The following is a 16,840-nucleotide window of genomic DNA, read 5'->3' on the forward strand; positions in this document are numbered from 1 at the left end:
TTCATTCTATGTGCAAATTTTCAAATTGGAAGTAAAACCTAGAAAATCATCATTTCGAATATCATCGAATCAAATCATTTAAATCTTTCATGGATTTGTGTTATGGTGTTGAAAGTATGAAAATAGTATGATTTTTGACAGAAATGGGGACATCATTTATGAGTCAATCAGTTTTACAGGGCAAAGCCTATTCCGTTTTAAATTTATCCTCTGTGACAGAAGGAGGCACCATTAAAGAATCTTTTGAGCGTAGTATGGATTTAGCAAAGAAGGCGGAGAAGTGGGGCTATCATAGATACTGGCTGGCAGAACACCATAACATGGAAGGGGTTGCGAGCTCTGCAACGTCCGTTTTAATTGGATATATTGCGGGAGGAACCGAAAAAATTCGAGTAGGGTCTGGTGGGATTATGCTGCCAAACCACTCTTCACTTGTCATTGCCGAACAATTTGGCACACTTGAGACATTGTATCCAGGGAGAATTGATTTAGGTCTTGGCCGAGCACCAGGGACGGATCAGTTAACAGCAAGAGCGCTTAGACGTAATCTTCATAACGGAGAAGATTTCCCAGAGCAGCTTGAAGAACTTCGTCAATATTTCAAGCCGACCGGTCAGGTTAAAAAACATGTAAGAGCTGTCCCAGGAGAAGGTCTGGACATTCCGATTTGGCTCCTTGGTTCAAGTGGTTTTAGCGCTAGACTTGCAGGAGAACTTGGATTGCCATTTGCCTTTGCAGCACATTTCTCACCTAAAAATACAATTCCCGCGTTAGAGTTGTACAGACAGTCGTTTAGACCTTCTGATGTGTTAAAAGAGCCTTATGCCATGGTCGGTGTGACGGTTTTTGCTGCAGATCAAACAGAGCGGGCTGAATATTTGGCAACCTCTCATTATCAGCGGTTTTTAAGTCTCATTCGCAACACGCCAGGAAAACTGAAGGCGCCTGTCGACAGCATGGACGGTCTTTGGAGCCCATATGAAAAGGCGATGGTGGATGAACAATTAAGTTCAACCATGATCGGGGATAAAGACAAGGTGAAAAAAGAATTAGAAGCCTTTATTGAAGCTACACAAGCAGATGAAGTGATGATTAATTCGGATATGTTTGACCATCAAGAAAGAATGCGGTCGTATGAAATCATCGGAGAGATCTTTCAAGAGGCACAAGAAAAATAAACATAAAAAAAGAACTGCACAGAGCAGTTCTTTTTTATTTATGCTTTTGTAAAAATGCGAAATGGTTGTCCGATTGGCAGAACAATACGGCCAAAATGTGTATTAAGGACAACAGCTGCAGAACCATAAAATGAAAGAAGGGAAATGATCAATTCTGCAATACCAGCCATGGTATGAGTCACATCGTACATCACACCAAAAGTGCTAAGGGAAAGACCAATGAATAAGAAATCAATAAAGACGAAAATCAAAAATAACACTTTATGTGTTTCCATTGCACCAATCGTCATAAACAAGCTGAAAATCAAATAACCAATAAACGCAAAACCTAGCTGTTTTGGATCTGCTGCTCCCGCAAGCGTTTTCCCAAAAACGCCGGCTTGAATGAGCCAAGTTGTTCCAACGCCCATCCAGAAAAGACCGAATGCGCCAAAAGCAGTGGCTCCAAAAATATTATGATGCTTTGAATCTTGTATGGACGCGATCAGCTGCGCGATTCCTCCAAGGAAGATAGCCCAAGGTAAAATAAGGGAAGTGCCATCTGTGATTCCTAGTTTTTGTGAGGACGCAACGAGCGTCACCATTGCTAAACCAAACAAACCAAGTGGTGTTGGGTCTGCAATTGATAATCGAATTGCTTGAACATTCTGTTTTTCCATAATGACCTCCTACAATTTGCACTTACAAAAGATACTCGAATTCGATAGAAACGTCAAGCTCTTTTTTAGTAGACACTTGCATCGTCTTCCAAATAAATCTATATTTAATACATATCAAATGTGATAGAAAAAGAGGGATAACATGAGTAAAGGCTTATCTGGAAAAACGATTGCCATTTGTGGAACGAGAAAAACAGAAGAAATGCGTATACTTGTCGAAAAACAAGGAGGTCAAGCCGTTATTCGCTCTCTTCAAGGAACCGTATTTTTAGCCAAAGAGGAATTAAAGCCAGGCATAGAAACCTTTGTGAAACAAGGGGCCGACTGGGTGATCTTGACAACAGGCATTGGTACAGATACATTGATTGAGAGTGCAAAAGAGCTGCAGCTTGATAAAGAATTTATGAACATTCTATCAAATGCACATATTGCTTCAAGAGGGTACAAAACCTTTGCTGCGTTGAAAAAACGCGGAATACAGCCAGAGGTCTCTGATGAAGACGGAACGGTTCGTGACTTGATTTCAAAGCTTGAAGACAAGGAATTTCAAGGAAAACGCGTCATGGTGCAGCTTCATGGTGAAAATGCACCAGCTCTCATTCAGTTTTTACATGACAAGGGGGCAGATGTTTTGCCGCTTTTACCATATCAGCACACACCTCCTGAACCAGAGGCAGCTGAAACGCTTCTTCAAGAAATGATAGATGGACAAGTTCATGCCGTTTGTTTTACAACTGCTGTCCAGGTTCACGCCTTTTTCAAACTAGCCGCAGAATGGGGCAGAAAAGAAGAATTGCAAGCATTATTCGAGCAGGACGTACTGGCAGTAGCTGTCGGAAAAGTCACTGCTGAAGCTTTAAAAGAAGAGGGAATAGACCGAATTCTTGCCCCGTCACTTGAGAGAATGGGTGCAATGATTATAGAGTTATCCCGATATATGGAAAAACAATCAGCACACTCATAAAAAAACGCCTTTCACCAGATCAGTGAAAGGCGTTTTTGTTAGATTGTCCGTTTTCGATTCGTCCGAATTTTTTTGAGTACAAAATAGAGAACAATCAGGACGATGGCAATGACCATAATAGGGGTTGTATAAGCATGAGCAACACTTTGAATATGATCCCATTTTGTCCCAAGCTGCATGCCAAGATAAATAAATAAGATGGACCAAGGGATGGCAGCTAATCCTGTCAAGAAAACAAATTTCAAAAAAGGCATCTTGGCAATACCCGCTGGAATCGAGATGGCATGGCGGACAACAGGGATAAAGCGTGCGGTAAACACTACACCGGTTCCATACCGGTCAAACCAGCGCTCTGCAGTCGCGATATGATGTTCATGGATGAATAAATACTTTCCATACTTTGTTAAAAAAGGTCTTCCGCCGTACAGACCGATCCAGTAAATAAAACACTGGGCGAGTGTACCTCCAATGACGCCGGCAATAACAGCTCCAACAAAACCAATTGTGCCTGTTGACACCATATATCCGCCATAGGCAAGTACAATTTCACTCGGAATGATTTCAATCATCAGCCCTAGTGCTACACCTACATAACCAAGGCTTGTCAGCCAGGTTAAAATTTCATTAAAAAAGGTTCCCATTCATTTCACTCTGCCTTTAAATACGAATTTTCTTCAAGCATCCTTATAAGAGCCTATGCTTGTTTTGCTTTTCTCATGAGTATGCTTTCTATATATGCCAGCATGGCTTGCGGCTCATATAGACACCACTGAACCTGGCTTTTTCATCAAGTCTATGTTGGAAAGCTCTCGTCTAGCAGATATTATCATACCATATTTGCCGGCATCTAGACGATCTACTTGCTAGGTGAAGAATGGTCACCATAAAAGAGAATAGGATGCATCCGTTTTTTCAGTAGATCATGATATAATTTGTTAGATGAAACGAACGGGTGGTGCACAAACATGTATTTAACAATCGCAGAAACAGCTGAATACTTGGAAGTATCAGAAGCGTATATTGAAAAATTAATCCAGCAAAAAAAGATCCGTTACGTATTTGACGGGGAATCTTATCTCATTTATCAAGGGCAGTTTCAAACGCATTTAAAGCAGCTCGAACAATATAAAGAGCTCGTCCAAGAGATCTTAAATGAACCGATTCCAGAAGACCCCGATGTAAAGGATGAAGATTAGAATATCTTTTCAATTGATTCAACATGGATCAATGGCCGCGGGTGATAGAAAGAATGAAAGATGAAAGAAGCAGAAAGACAATTCATTAGCAGTAAAAGGAAGTGAAAACAATGGAGACAACTACTTTATGTGAAGCCTGTCAAAAAAACGAAATGAACGTTGTAGAAGCGTCTGATGAACCGAAACAGCCTTATCAATTATGCCATTCATGTCACGAAAGACTACTCACCTATTCATTACGGCCTATTGAATGGTATAACTTAGCTGTTCTCCATTCTCCTAAACAGTTTTTACTGCACGATGATTTTTATGGAGAGGACGGACAGGCTTTCCAATTAGAGGAGGATGTCGTCATCACCAAAAGTGAGAAAGCACCAACATTACAAGCTGTTAGGCATGATTTGGTGTCTTTATTAGACTTTTCAATCACTAGGTGGTTTCTTGAGGATGATGTCATCGATGCTCTGAAACAGCACGATCAGCAAAAAATCTTGGATTCTGTTCAAAGTAGATTTTATAAAACGGAGCATGCCGGAGTGAAATCACGAATGTTAGAAATCGCGGCTGATGTTCTAGATACATTTGCCGCTGAATGGGTAAGGGAACTTTTGGATCAGACGGACGAAGAATTCCTTTATCCACTTTCGTGGGCAGCAGCCGGCAGTTTGCCAGGAGATGAGGGATTACACCATATATTAGAAAAATTGAAATCGATCAGTGAAAAAGAATTGCCGTTAGAGGCTTTTATTTGCCTCCACCGTTTCCGTTCTAATAAAATATTGGATTGGATGGAGTCAAATTGCACCCATTTTCACGATCAGTGGGGAAGGCTGGCAGCCGTCAGCTGCCCAACCTGGGAGAGGATGAAATCTTGGCTAAACAAAGGAAGACCTTTCAGCTTAATTGCATTAGATACAATGGCAAACTGTGCAAAAGGGAATAGACCGGCCCTAGTGGAACAATTTTCACCTAAAATCCTTAGAACTGATAAAAATGAAGTAGAAAAGATTTTACATGATGTTAATCAAAAAGATCAGGTTCCACGAGTGAAAATGAAAGTGTCCAAAATCTTGGAGAACAAACAAGACATATTTGAATAAGGCTTTTTATTGGCTGACTCCCGTTTGAACAATTTTCATGTGGCATTTAACTTGTACATCCGCACCAGGATAAATGTCTTGCCATTTTTCTGGTGTCATTGCCTTGTCTTTTGATCTATACCTAAGGCCCAGTCCAAGCGGGTCTATGTTTTGCTTTTTAAAGGACTGTACAAGATCTTCTCCTTGCTGAGTGACACGTTTTTCAACTTCTTTTTCGACTTGGTCCAATATATTAGGTTTATCAATTTTTTTGGACTTCATGAATTCTTTTAATTCGCCTTTTAGTTTGATATCAATCGTGATATGAGGCTTTTTTGTTAGGTTTTTCGTTGGTTTGATCTGGTAAGACACATGTGATTTGATATTTTCAATGACAACATGAGTCTTCGCTTGATCATGCAATTGAAACTCATAGATGCCATTTTTATGATTTTCAATCATCGCTTTAAATGTGAACGTGTCTTCTCCTGGAATATGACCCACCATTTTTTCTTGATCAAATAGAGCGACACCTGAGACCTTGATGGCATTGCTTGTTCTTTCAATGTAAGGGAGATAAGCATCGACCCCTTTTGCCATCATCTGATTCATAAAAATATGCTGATTTGTGACAGGTTCATTGCCATTTCGCATATTTTGGGCTAACAGATCAGAGAGGTATACACCTATATTTAAGTTCGTTTGATTCATTTTTGTGTATAATAACTCTTCAACTTCTCCACCTACAATCGCAAACACTTGGCGTGAACCAATAATAGGATCACGATAAATGTAATTCATTAAATCAATCATGCCGACTTCTTTTGCTAACTTTTCACTGACTAAAATAACGAGCACCTGGCCCATAACCACCGGAAAAGGCGATTTTTCTGACACGAGAAATTGGATATTACTAATCGTGTTTGACTTTGCACTTAATATTTGATAGCTGCCTTGCTCTTCACTTTTAAAGACGGGAAAGACAAAAAAGCCCTTCATTTCGCCATCTTCGACTAAATCAAATCCTGCCGCCTGAGAGATATTTAATTCATCTAAAAGACGGGGCTGTGCACAGCTAGTTAACAAAAGACTAAACAACATGAGACCTATGAGTACATACTGTTTCATGCTCGTTTTTTCCCCCTCCTTTTTTTCAGCATCAGTCCAATGACCATACAGACAATCAATCCATAGATCAGAATGAATCCGCTAAATTCCACCCATTGATTAAAGGTTTCAAAAGAAGTTGCACTGGCAAAAAACGAAAACATGATCAGAATGAGGATGCTGAGCCCAATGAATGTGACGCGCTGGCTCGTATGAATCACTTTTTTTGCCATTCGGCTCGCAGCCCATAATGGAATCGCGATATTTGGAATGATCAAAAACAGCCAAAGAGACACTTCAATAAATTCAAAACGCTGGATAAACGGAAGCTTCACAATGCTTGTTAACGTTAGCGTAGGCCATTTTGTTAATTTGAGCTGAGCACTTGAGTAATACGCAATAGAGACGAGAAAAGTGAGCAAGTTTAAGCATGTCGTAAATAATGCCCCCATGTGAGCAAATTTTTGAGATGTCTGAGCTTGTTTAATAAAAGGATAATAGACAAGCAGCGTGCCAAAACCAAACATGGATAAGGATGCATCTTTGACTCCCACAAGCAGCTGCGAAAATGTATGATCAAACATTGGGAACATGAAACGAATATGACTATATTTCATGACATAAAAACAGATAAACGTCATCCAATACGTCAGTACAACGCTAAAAAATGCCCATCCAGCAATGGTTCTAAAGCCGCCGGTATGAATGTAATACACAAGCAGCAGCAGTACAGATGCAAACAAAAGACCAGGGATTTCTTTAAACAGCCATACATGGATCACATCCATATAATGAATAAGAACAATCAGCGACAAAGAAGCAAAATATAAGATATAGAGAATGTTGAATAATTGCCCGATCCATTTGCCAAATACATATCGCGTGATTTCACCAAATTCATCCGAAGGTGCCTTTTTAAACATCAAGTACATTAGAAAGATCATCATATTGACGCTCATGCCAGAAATAAGAATGGCGATCCATCCATCATTATTTATAGAACGAACAAGGTTTGTTTGAAAGTTTAAAATGCTGACACCGACTTGATTGGCATTGATGAGAAAAAACACAAAATAAGGGGATACTTGAAATTTCTCTTTCACAGAAGAAGAGCTCATGCCTTCACTTCCTTATTCATAAAAATCATTTTTCCCCTTGCGTCCTTGCTTAGGCTTAGAGCGATGAATGGTTTCATTTTGCGGACGTAAATTTTCCGGCCTTTTGTTCAAAAAACGGAGCTGAGGACGAATCAAACTGCCCTTTAAATCAGCAAGGCGCATTGGAAAAATAGGCTCTAAATACGGCCGGCCAATAGAGGTTAATTTCATTAAATGGGTGAGCAGAAAGGATCCCATCACGGCAATACCTAATGCGCCCCAAACCTGTGCTGCGAGTAAAAAAGGAAATCTCAGCAGCCGAATGGTACTGCCCATTTTGTAAATAGGCGTGACAAATGAGGCGAGAGCAGACAGAGCAACAATAATGAGTAAAATATTGCTCGTTAAGCCTGCTGCTACAGCAGCCTGTCCAATGACAATCCCTCCAACAATCCCGAGCGTCTGACCGACTTTAGCCGGCAGCCTTGAACCTGCTTCTCTTAGTAATTCAATCGAAATCTCTAAAAATAGTGCCTCAATGATCGGAGGAAATGGAACGAGATAGCGCGAGGACACAATGGTTTCTAATAAATCCTTTGGGATCAGCTCATAATGAAAAGTTAAAACGGCTACATATAAAGGTGTGGCAAAAATGGAAAATATCACAGCAAATATGCGTAATAGCCTAAAGCAAGAAGCCGCAATCCATGACATATTGTAGTCTTCCATAGTGGAAAAATACTCAAGTAAAATAGTCGGGGCAAGCAAGACATGAGGCGATCCATCCACTAATATGGCAATTTTGCCTTCTGATAAACCTGAAGACACGCGGTCGGGTCTTTCTGTATTCAAAAACAACGGAAAGATCGTATTGGACACATCATAAAGCATTTGAGCAAGATAATTTGCATCTAAAATCTGATCATAATCAACGTCCTCAATTCGCTGAAGAACCGTTTCAATATTTTGCGGGTTAGCGATATCTTCAATATATAGCACGGCAACTTTTGTTTGAGAGAGCGTACCAACCTTCTTTTCCTCAACTTTCAGGTTAGGCGTCGGCAGCCGCCGTCTGACCAAATTTAAATTGGTATCTAAAACCTCCACAAATGCTTCCTGAGCACTGATTATGCCAAATTCAATCTCAGGCGGACCTACTTGTCTGCCTTTCTTTTCTTCAATCGGCAAAAGAAGCGTTTTGCCCCAGTCTGTCTCAAGTCTAATGGCGATGCTGCCCCGGTGAAGGGCTTCTTCCACTTTTTGAAGATCGCTCGTAATGACAGCCTGCTCAATGGGAATTCGTTCTTTCAGCTCTTCAAGAGTGGGTGTCAAGTGCAGTTGTTTGAGGGAGGGGAGAATTTGTTCATGTAGAAGATGTCCATTAATTAAAGATCGAAAAAAGGAAATCCTATACAGAAAATCTCCATTTCGAGACAGCTCATTTGTAAAATCAGCAGAACGTGACAATGCTTCAAATACTGAATTCGAGTCCTTTTGTTGTTTGTTTTTCTTCAGCATTTGAACCAGCTCCTTTGGCAATTTGCCTCTATTATCTAACCAATTGTCTGAAGATATGCATAAAAAAAGCGTTCAGCTTGTGGGGCTGGACGCTTTTTTTCCATATTGAACGGCTTCTAATAATAAATCAGCTAGATGGACGGCGCGCATGCTGGGCGAGTGCCCTGAGCGTTTGATGCCTGCTGCCATTTGCAGCTGACAGCCTGGATTAGAGGTAACGATGGCAGCAGCCTTTGTTTGGCAAGCTTCTGTCATTTTATGATCTAAAATTTGCATTGACATCTTTGGCTGCAAGATGTTGTAAATGCCAGCTGAGCCGCAGCACCGGCCCGAATCCTTCATTTCTTTAAATGATACACCTTGAATGGCCTTCATCAGCACCCTTGGCGCATGCTGTACACCCATTCCGTTCCGCAAATGACAGGAATCTTGATAGGTGATGACTTGCTCTGGCAAAGCAAGCGGCATGCGGCGGTGAAATTCAAGCTCCACTAAAATGTCTGATATATCCGTGATTTTCTTTGAGAAGACTTCACTTCGCTTTTGAAAATCCGGATCATCGCAAAGCAAATGATCGTAATCACTTAAAAAGGCACCACAACCGCCCGCATTCATGACTATGGCATCCGCATCTATCTCTTCAAATGCTTCAATATTCCGCTTTGCTAACTGTTTCGCTTGCTCTTTTTCTCCGCTATGGCCATGAAGCGCTCCGCAGCACGCCTGAATGGGAGGGACGATGACGTCGCAGCCTGCCAGCTGCAAAAGTTGGATCGTCGCTTCGTTTGTGGTTGAAAAAACGGTGTCCATTAAACAGCCAGTAAAAAAGGCGACACGCTTTCTTGCTGGGCCAGCGGCTTTGTATTCCGTCAAACGGCTTTTCTGTTGACGCGGCACCTTTGGAAGCGCCTGTTCCATCAGCCGTAAATGCGGGGGAAGCACCTTCAGCATACCAGTTTTGCGGGCGACCATTTGCAGACCAGATGTTTGATAAAAGCGAAGAAGTCCTGCTGCTTTCCGCATTCGGCTTTGTGAAGGAAAAAGACCTTTAAACACTACACGTCTTACAAGTTTGACAGGGATGGATTGTTTTTTGTGCTGCTGAATGATGTCTCTTGCATCCTCAAGTAACCGTCCATATTTGACGCCGGAAGGGCAGACCGGTTCACATGCACGGCATCCAAGACAAAGATTCAATGAATGTTCGACATCTTCATCTGGCTCAATGACGCCGTCTCTCACCGCCTTCATTAAAGCAATTCGGCCGCGGGGAGAGTGTGTTTCTTGTTGACCAGATTCAATATAAGTAGGGCAGGAAGGGAGGCAGAAGCCGCAGCGCATGCAATTGAGCAGCTCTTTTTCGTCCATTTGCTGCTGAAATGTTTGCTGAATCTCTGTTTGTTTAGAGGAACTCATGAAATCACCACCCGCTTTCTTGCGGCTTTTCCAAACACTTTATCAGGGTTCATGATATTTTCCGGATCTAGCGCCTGTTTGATCGCTTTCATTGCCGCAATGCCTTCTTTTTTAACCTTTAGTTCCAAGTAAGGGGCTTTCATAAGACCCACGCCATGTTCACCCGTAATGGTGCCGCCAAGTGAGACTGCTTTTTCAAAAATGGCCTGAAAGGCTTCTTCCACCCGTTTCATTTCTTCTTCATTTCTTGCATCTGTTGCACAAGTAGGATGCAAATTACCATCACCTGCATGACCAAATGTACAGATTTTCACTTTGTACTGCTTCGCAATGTGTTCGATCGCCCGCACCATGCTGGCAATTTCAGACCGGGGAACTGTGGCATCTTCTAAAATGGTCGTTGGGCTTAAGCGGGCGAGGGCAGATAAAGCGGATCGTCTCGCTGTTAAAAGTGCATTTGCCTCTTCTTCAGAATGAGCGATATTCACTTCTTTTGCACCGTGCTGCTGACAGACTTTTGCGATGCGCTGCATATCACTTGAAACCGCCTCAGGATGGCCGTCCTGTTCGATTAACAGCACCGCTTGAACGTCAGTCGGCAAACCGATTTTTGCAAAGTCTTCAACGACTTCCAGGGTCGGCTGATCCATAAATTCTAATGTGGCGGGGATGATACGCTCTGCAATAATAGCCGACACTGAAGCGGCGGCTTCCTCTAGGCTTTCATATAAGCAAAGCATCGTTTGTTTTGTTTCTGGAAGCGGCAAAAGCTTCAGCGTGGCTTCAGTGACAATCCCAAGCGTTCCTTCTGAACCTACGAACAAACGGGTCATATCATATCCGGCTACGTCCTTTGCAAGCTTGCCGCCTGTTTTGATGATGTCACCGTTTGGCAGAACGACTTCAAGTCCAAGTACATAATCTCTTGTCACTCCATACTTTAACCCCCGGAGACCACCTGAATTTTCATTAATATTTCCGCCTAATGTAGAGATTTTCATAGAGCTTGGATCAGGTGGATAGAAGAGGCCTTTCTCCTCTACTTGGCGAATGAGTTCCTGTGTGATCAAACCAGGCTGCACCGTTGCTGTCAGGTTTTCTTCATCTATTTCTATTAATTGGTTCATTCTTGTAAACAGCATCACAAGTCCGCCTTGAGTGGGACATGTGCCTGCACAAAGGTTCGTTCCTGATCCTCTTGGCACGATCGGTATGTTATATGAGGCGCAGAGCCGGACAATTTGCTGGATTTCCTCAGCCGTATGCGGGCTTACGATGACATCTGGCATATGCTGAAAATTTGGTGTTGCATCATAAGAGTAGGCAAGCCGATCGGCTTTACTGTCCTGCATGTAAGATGCACCGACAATCTTTTTTAATTGATTTAAAAATTCAGAATTTAACATTCGCATTCAACTCCTGTTGATGAGACGTATCGTTTCTTTCAGTATAAAAAAAGAATCGCCTCCTGCCTATGGACGATTCTACAAAATATCGGGCTGTTCGCTTCGTTTTTTTGGATCATGATCTAATAGCATGAAGGCTAAATAAAAGAGCATAGCATCTTGCATGCGCTTTGGATCAAGTGTCGTTAAATCTTGGATTCGTTTTAGCCTGTAATGCAGTGTATTGATATGGACATGCATCGCTTCTGCGGTATATTTCAATGAGCAATCTGATGTCATGAGTACCCGCAATGTTTTCACTAATTCAGGATAGGGGAGAAGAGGGGCAATCGTTCGATCAAGAAACACTTCTTTTGTTTCCTGACTCACTTCCTCCATAAAAAGTTCAAGCGTTAAATCTTCATCAAATACAATCGGCGTATCAGCATGTGCCATTTTTAAAGCACGAAAGGCTTGTTGAAAGGATTGCTTCATCAAATGAGCAGCTGCTGGTTTTCCCGCCCCAATCAAAACTCCAGGCGTGCTCCGCGCCGTAAGAGAGGCATGGATGTGAAATAGGCGCTGCTGCAAGACTTTACGATCATCTGCTGTTGTTTGCAGCATAAGCAAAAAACGGGCATGCCCCCAGCGGACGATGATCTCCTGACTAGTGAGATGCAGTGTTTCCTTCAATTCTTTGTATTGATTTTGCTTCATAAACGTTTCATCCTGACAATCAATCAGGACAACCGCGCGCTCCTTGTTGATATCAAGCTGAAGCCGCGACGCTTTTTCAGTGAGATCAATTGCAGTCTCTGGCAGATGGAGCCAGTCGAATACAAACGCTTCAAGCTGCCGTTCATCCGTTTCAGTTTCTTGAAAAAATTCATGTTCATGAATGAGCAGTTCGGTCATTTTTCTTAATATTTCGCCAAAAGGAGACACATGTACAGGATCTCCTGTCATCCCAATGACCCCGATGACCTCTTGCTTAAAATAAATAGGCAGATTGATGCCAGCTTTGACGCCTTTCATGTGCTGCTGGTCATCCTTTGTGAGAATTCGTTTCTGGCCTTCAAATGATGTCAGATACGCCCCTTCATGAAATTGTCCAACGCGCGCTGGATCTGTTGCTGCAATGATGGTGCCGTTCGTTTGTGCGATGATGATTTCCTCAGTCAGCACCTTTTTAACCTCGTCTACGATTTTTTCTGCCAGTGTCATTGTAAGCAAAACGTACCCCTCCGAGATGTTTCTTTTGACACTATCATACCATCATATGCTAGGACATATCTTTCTTTTCATGAGTTATGCTAAAATAATGAATGCACATGAAGAAGAAAGGAGACATAGCCATGTCGTTACTAAATCGCTTACAAGAACTATTAAAAGAAGGACAGGCGCTGACAGACTTCGAATATGATGAAGCGGCGAGTCGCAATTGGACATTAGAAGGGTCGAGAATTAAAGAAGAAGCCCGCTTTGGCGATGTATATATAGAACGTGTAGACAAGGAATCAGAGGACATGATTCAAACAGAAAACGCTTCATTTCTAAACACACCGCTTACATATGTGAAAAAACATCAAAAAGAATTCATTTATATCGAATCAAAGTGGTTTGATGTCGTGAAAGTGGATGGCTTGGCCATTGAATGGGATGAAGTGTTTCAAACGTATACCGTGCTATTCGGTTTAAAACGTCCTAAAAAAGACACGGGTATTCTAAAGGACATGCTATCACCATTAAATGGTGCTCAGCTACAATTTAATGGACAAGATGGCTTATTTGATGTGAATTTACAGCTTCTTGAACTTGAGGACATCCACGAAGATACGGCTTTCATTGATGTCATCTCGGCCGTGTACCGATTTTTATTCCGTATGATCATGCAGCTTGAAATCAATGAATCAAAAAACGGCTCAAATTCCTGAGCCGTTTTTTTGTCCTTTTATTCATTTGATAAAGGCGTGACAAATCGTACATCATGCTCTTTTCCATATTGAAGATAAGCTTCATTTGGCTCCTGATTGGTCACAACGACATCAAGGTCGTGTAAATCACAAAACGTGGTCAAGGCGTAATGATCAAATTTGCTATCATCCACTAATAAAAACGTTTTGGCACTTTTTTGAACGAGTGATTTTTTAATATCCGTTTCAAGCGGGGACGAATTGGTGACGCCGTGATCAATGGATAAACCAGTTGACGCGATAAAGGCTTTATTCACATTGTAAGCTTTTAGACGCTCTACACTTTGATAGCCAACGAAAGAATTCGTTTTTCTTTCAAGCATCCCGCCAGTGGAAAAGATGGTGAGATTGTCATAAGGCATCGCCTGTGTAATGAAATCCACATTATTGGTCACAATGGTCACTTGTTTCTCAGTCAAATAGGGGAGCATCTCAAGCGTTGTCGTACCAGAATCAACAAAAATCATATCCCCGTTTTCCACAAAAGCGGCAGCCGTCTGACCGATCAATTGCTTTTTACTGAGCTGACGGGTCTTTCGCTCCTGATACACCACTAACGTTGAGTGGTTTACAGCCACTCCGCCATACACTTTTTTGAGCACGCCGGACTCGACCAACGCCTGTATATCTCGGCGTATTGTGTTTTTTGAGACACCAAAATGCGCCACAAGCTCATCAAGTGAGGCAGATTCCCGGTCAAACACATACTCTTTAATTTGCTGAATCCGTTTTGTTTTTATCATACTTCATATCTCCAATCAATCCGAATGTCCTTTTTCCATTATACCAATAAATTCTCTTGTATGGATTAGGTCAATTGATTCTCTTTTCTCCTTTGATATAAAAGCGTATGATAGAGAAAAGAACGAAACTGGAAAGGACTTTCACTTCTATGAATCAATCAAACAACCCATTTTCAAAGCTTGCGAATTTTAGAGAAGTAGGGGGACTTCAAACAACAGATGGAATGGTGATCAAACAGGGAATGATTTATCGATCCGCAGACTTATCCCGTTTGACGAAACAAGACATCGAGATATTCTCAACACTTGGGATTCAAACCGTTTGCGACCTCCGTACAGCCTCAGAACGTAAATCACATCCAGCAAAGATCAAGGAACACGACAAAATCGTCCATATTCCGATGCAGCCTGACAGTAAGATGCCGAGTAAATGGACCATGTTTCGTATGCTGGTAGCAGAAGGGAAGTCTCTCTCATTTACACCGATCATGAAAGATTTATATCAAAGCATGCTGACAGAGCGTAAAGAAGAGATTCAGCAGCTGTTCACACTGCTTTCAGATCAAAGCAATTACCCGCTGATGCTTCACTGCACGAGTGGCAAGGACCGTACAGGTTTTTTATCTGCCCTGATTCAGTTAACAGCAGGTGTACCGCTGGCAGTCGTTTTAAGTGAATACATGCGTTCCAACGAAGGCGTGCAAATGCTTGTTAGAAGACAGGAACGATTTGTCCGATTGATGAGTTTATTCCGGGTGTCAAAAGAACAAATTCAGCCGCTTGTCGGTGTGCAGCAAGATTATCTTGAAGATGTGCTGCACGAGATGCTGGAGACATACGGGAGTGCAGAGCGGTATTTAATCGAAGCCTGTAAAGTCCCTGAATCTCAGCTCAATGAAATGAAAAACATTCTGCTTTCACCATCTGCTGGCATTCCATCACAAAAAGCGGAATAAACTGAATATGAGGTGATGCAAAACATGCTGAAAAAGATCAGTATGACAGTTCTAACACTGATGTTGATGTTTGTATTTTTATTGATTCCATCTAGCAGTCTAGCAGCTCGTCCAGTGCCAAAAGGGAAGCTTGAGAGCACAAGAGAGATGCGCGCGGTATGGATTGCATCGGTTTATAACTTAGATTGGCCCTCAAAGAAGGGACTGTCTGCAGCAGAACAGAAACAAGAGCTTATTCATTTGTTAGATGAAATCAAAGCAATGAATATGAATGCCGTCATCATGCAAATTAAACCAACAGCAGATGCCTTTTACCCTTCAGCATACGGGCCGTGGTCAGAATATTTGACTGGAACGCAAGGAAAAGATCCGGGGTATGATCCGCTTGAGTTTATGATCGAAGAAGCTCATAAACGCGGCCTTGAATTTCACGCTTGGTTTAACCCTTACCGAATCACAATGAATCATACTGATCTCAGCCGTTTATCAGCCGATCACCCTGCAAGACAACATCCTGATTGGACGATTGCGTATGGTAACCAGCTTTATTACAATCCTGGTATTCCTGAAACTCAGGACTTCATTGTCGGCGGTATAGAAGAAGTTGTGAAAAACTACGATATTGATGCAGTGCATATGGATGATTATTTTTATCCATATAAAATAGCCGGTGTCCCGTTTCCAGATCAAGAAACGTTTGAAACATATGGAAAAAAAGCATTTACACATATAGAAGATTGGCGAAGAGATAATGTGAACCAGCTGGTGAAGCAAATCAATGACACCATTAAGAAAGAAAAACCGTATGTGAAATTTGGTATTAGTCCATTCGGTGTATGGCGCAACATAAAAGATGATCCGACTGGTTCAAACACCACAGCAGGTATGACCAACTACGATGATTTGTATGCTGATACAAGAGAGTGGATTCAGCAGCACGATATTGATTATGTTACTCCGCAAATTTACTGGAGCATCGGCTTTCAAGCTGCCGCTTATGACGTGCTGACGAAATGGTGGTCAAATGAGGTGAAAGGGGAGCCGGTTCACCTGTACATCGGTCAAGCGGCGTATAAAATTAATCAAAACAGTGATCCTGCTTGGTCTGACCCGGAAGAATATTTTAGGCAGATTGAGCTGAACAGGCAGTCACAGCTCGTGCAGGGAAGCATGCATTTCAGCCTGAAGGATATCAATCGCAACCCTTTGAATGTAAAGGATCGATTGATAGAAGAGTCATACCGCAAACCAGCTCTCATTCCAGAAATGCCTTGGCTTCATCAGAAAGCGCCTAAAAAACCAATCATTCAATCTGTGAAAAAGACATCGGATGGTGCGGCTTTACAAATCAAAAATGATCCAAATTCTACCGTATCCTATTATTCGGTCTATCGATTAACAAATAAAGGAACATATGAATTACTGCAAACAGTTAGAAAAGAAAAAGGCGCCATAACAACGATCAAAGACCTCTCAGTCAATCAGAAGAAGAGAGATACCTTCAAAGTAACGGCTCTCAATCGTCTTCATCACGAAAGCAAGCCTTCTACAAAGATAGTGAAATAACGA

At 41.8% G+C, this 16,840-nt stretch carries 16 protein-coding genes; 7 read left to right on the forward strand and 9 right to left on the reverse strand.

Going from position 1 to position 16,840, the window contains the following annotated elements:
* Nucleotides 1-158 precede the first annotated feature (158 nt).
* Nucleotides 159-1,178, forward strand: a complete 1,020-nt coding sequence (locus NSS92_RS05045) for an LLM class flavin-dependent oxidoreductase (RefSeq protein ID WP_340867049.1) — start codon at nt 159-161, stop codon at nt 1,176-1,178.
* A 38-nt stretch (nt 1,179-1,216) separates the two neighbouring features.
* Here the strand turns inward: NSS92_RS05045 and NSS92_RS05050 are convergent, their stop codons facing one another.
* Nucleotides 1,217-1,837, reverse strand: coding sequence for an acetate uptake transporter (locus NSS92_RS05050; protein ID WP_024425703.1), 621 nt, complete (start codon nt 1,835-1,837; stop codon nt 1,217-1,219).
* 142 nt (nt 1,838-1,979) lie between these two features.
* On the opposite strand from NSS92_RS05050, the gene NSS92_RS05055 reads away from it, so the two are divergent.
* On the forward strand, nt 1,980-2,801 hold the full coding sequence (locus NSS92_RS05055) for a uroporphyrinogen-III synthase (RefSeq protein ID WP_340867050.1): 822 nt from the start codon (nt 1,980-1,982) through the stop codon (nt 2,799-2,801).
* Nucleotides 2,802-2,839: 38 nt separating this feature from the next.
* On the opposite strand, the gene NSS92_RS05060 is transcribed toward NSS92_RS05055, so the two are convergent.
* The gene (locus NSS92_RS05060) at nt 2,840-3,442 is read right to left on the reverse strand and encodes a DedA family protein (RefSeq protein ID WP_034284052.1); all 603 of its coding nucleotides are present in this window, start codon (nt 3,440-3,442) and stop codon (nt 2,840-2,842) included.
* A gap of 324 nt (nt 3,443-3,766) precedes the next feature.
* Here NSS92_RS05060 and NSS92_RS05065 point away from each other — a divergent pair, with 324 nt between their 5' ends.
* Both NSS92_RS05065 and NSS92_RS05070 read left to right on the forward strand, forming a co-directional pair.
* Nucleotides 3,767-3,997, forward strand: coding sequence for an excisionase family DNA-binding protein (locus tag NSS92_RS05065; protein ID WP_039179160.1), 231 nt, complete (start codon nt 3,767-3,769; stop codon nt 3,995-3,997).
* Nucleotides 3,998-4,107: 110 nt separating this feature from the next.
* On the forward strand, nt 4,108-5,097 hold the full coding sequence (locus NSS92_RS05070) for a hypothetical protein (protein ID WP_267586458.1): 990 nt from the start codon (nt 4,108-4,110) through the stop codon (nt 5,095-5,097).
* A gap of 6 nt (nt 5,098-5,103) precedes the next feature.
* Here NSS92_RS05070 and NSS92_RS05075 read toward each other — a convergent pair whose 3' ends face one another.
* From NSS92_RS05075 to NSS92_RS05100, 6 genes are all read right to left on the reverse strand, one after another.
* The gene (locus tag NSS92_RS05075; protein ID WP_340867051.1) at nt 5,104-6,204 is read right to left on the reverse strand and encodes a Ger(x)C family spore germination protein; all 1,101 of its coding nucleotides are present in this window, start codon (nt 6,202-6,204) and stop codon (nt 5,104-5,106) included.
* A complete protein-coding gene (locus NSS92_RS05080; RefSeq protein ID WP_340867052.1) occupies nt 6,201-7,301 on the reverse strand; it encodes a GerAB/ArcD/ProY family transporter in 1,101 nt (366 codons plus the stop codon). Before NSS92_RS05080 ends, NSS92_RS05075 begins: the two co-directional genes overlap by 4 nt.
* Before the next feature lie 12 nt (nt 7,302-7,313).
* Nucleotides 7,314-8,798, reverse strand: a complete 1,485-nt coding sequence (locus NSS92_RS05085) for a spore germination protein (protein WP_340867053.1) — start codon at nt 8,796-8,798, stop codon at nt 7,314-7,316.
* Nucleotides 8,799-8,870: 72 nt separating this feature from the next.
* Nucleotides 8,871-10,214, reverse strand: a complete 1,344-nt coding sequence (locus NSS92_RS05090; protein ID WP_340867054.1) for a (Fe-S)-binding protein — start codon at nt 10,212-10,214, stop codon at nt 8,871-8,873.
* Nucleotides 10,211-11,620, reverse strand: coding sequence for a glycolate oxidase subunit GlcD (gene glcD / locus NSS92_RS05095; RefSeq protein ID WP_340867055.1), 1,410 nt, complete (start codon nt 11,618-11,620; stop codon nt 10,211-10,213). The genes NSS92_RS05090 and glcD overlap by 4 nt, the downstream gene beginning before the upstream one ends.
* A gap of 78 nt (nt 11,621-11,698) precedes the next feature.
* Nucleotides 11,699-12,832, reverse strand: coding sequence for a CdaR family transcriptional regulator (locus NSS92_RS05100; protein ID WP_340867056.1), 1,134 nt, complete (start codon nt 12,830-12,832; stop codon nt 11,699-11,701).
* A 122-nt stretch (nt 12,833-12,954) separates the two neighbouring features.
* Between NSS92_RS05100 and NSS92_RS05105 the strand changes: the two genes are divergently transcribed.
* Nucleotides 12,955-13,533, forward strand: coding sequence for a hypothetical protein (locus NSS92_RS05105; protein WP_048239933.1), 579 nt, complete (start codon nt 12,955-12,957; stop codon nt 13,531-13,533).
* Between the two features lie 17 nt (nt 13,534-13,550).
* On the opposite strand, the gene NSS92_RS05110 is transcribed toward NSS92_RS05105, so the two are convergent.
* On the reverse strand, nt 13,551-14,315 hold the full coding sequence (locus NSS92_RS05110) for a DeoR/GlpR family DNA-binding transcription regulator (RefSeq protein WP_340867057.1): 765 nt from the start codon (nt 14,313-14,315) through the stop codon (nt 13,551-13,553).
* Between the two features lie 149 nt (nt 14,316-14,464).
* Between NSS92_RS05110 and NSS92_RS05115 the strand changes: the two genes are divergently transcribed.
* Together NSS92_RS05115 and NSS92_RS05120 are read left to right on the forward strand one after the other, a co-directional pair.
* Nucleotides 14,465-15,271, forward strand: a complete 807-nt coding sequence (locus tag NSS92_RS05115) for a tyrosine-protein phosphatase (RefSeq protein WP_340867058.1) — start codon at nt 14,465-14,467, stop codon at nt 15,269-15,271.
* A 24-nt stretch (nt 15,272-15,295) separates the two neighbouring features.
* The gene (locus NSS92_RS05120; protein ID WP_340867059.1) at nt 15,296-16,837 is read left to right on the forward strand and encodes a glycoside hydrolase family 10 protein; all 1,542 of its coding nucleotides are present in this window, start codon (nt 15,296-15,298) and stop codon (nt 16,835-16,837) included.
* Nucleotides 16,838-16,840 lie beyond the last annotated feature (3 nt).

Source organism: Bacillus sp. FSL M8-0166, assembly GCF_038008825.1.
GTDB classification, from domain to species: Bacteria; Bacillota; Bacilli; order Bacillales; family Bacillaceae; genus Bacillus; species Bacillus safensis.

Coding starts and splice junctions, on each gene's coding strand:
- NSS92_RS05120 (WP_340867059.1), top strand. CDS start 15,296: ATGCTGAAAAAGATCAGTATGACAGTTCTAACACTGATGTTGATGTTT.
- NSS92_RS05070 (WP_267586458.1), top strand. CDS start 4,108: ATGGAGACAACTACTTTATGTGAAGCCTGTCAAAAAAACGAAATGAAC.
- NSS92_RS05055 (WP_340867050.1), top strand. CDS start 1,980: ATGAGTAAAGGCTTATCTGGAAAAACGATTGCCATTTGTGGAACGAGA.
- NSS92_RS05050 (WP_024425703.1), bottom strand. CDS start 1,837: ATGGAAAAACAGAATGTTCAAGCAATTCGATTATCAATTGCAGACCCA.
- NSS92_RS05115 (WP_340867058.1), top strand. CDS start 14,465: ATGAATCAATCAAACAACCCATTTTCAAAGCTTGCGAATTTTAGAGAA.
- NSS92_RS05090 (WP_340867054.1), bottom strand. CDS start 10,214: ATGAGTTCCTCTAAACAAACAGAGATTCAGCAAACATTTCAGCAGCAA.
- NSS92_RS05085 (WP_340867053.1), bottom strand. CDS start 8,798: ATGCTGAAGAAAAACAAACAACAAAAGGACTCGAATTCAGTATTTGAA.
- NSS92_RS05075 (WP_340867051.1), bottom strand. CDS start 6,204: ATGAAACAGTATGTACTCATAGGTCTCATGTTGTTTAGTCTTTTGTTA.
- NSS92_RS05065 (WP_039179160.1), top strand. CDS start 3,767: ATGTATTTAACAATCGCAGAAACAGCTGAATACTTGGAAGTATCAGAA.
- NSS92_RS05080 (WP_340867052.1), bottom strand. CDS start 7,301: ATGAGCTCTTCTTCTGTGAAAGAGAAATTTCAAGTATCCCCTTATTTT.
- NSS92_RS05060 (WP_034284052.1), bottom strand. CDS start 3,442: ATGGGAACCTTTTTTAATGAAATTTTAACCTGGCTGACAAGCCTTGGT.
- glcD (WP_340867055.1), bottom strand. CDS start 11,620: ATGTTAAATTCTGAATTTTTAAATCAATTAAAAAAGATTGTCGGTGCA.
- NSS92_RS05045 (WP_340867049.1), top strand. CDS start 159: ATGAGTCAATCAGTTTTACAGGGCAAAGCCTATTCCGTTTTAAATTTA.
- NSS92_RS05105 (WP_048239933.1), top strand. CDS start 12,955: ATGTCGTTACTAAATCGCTTACAAGAACTATTAAAAGAAGGACAGGCG.
- NSS92_RS05110 (WP_340867057.1), bottom strand. CDS start 14,315: ATGATAAAAACAAAACGGATTCAGCAAATTAAAGAGTATGTGTTTGAC.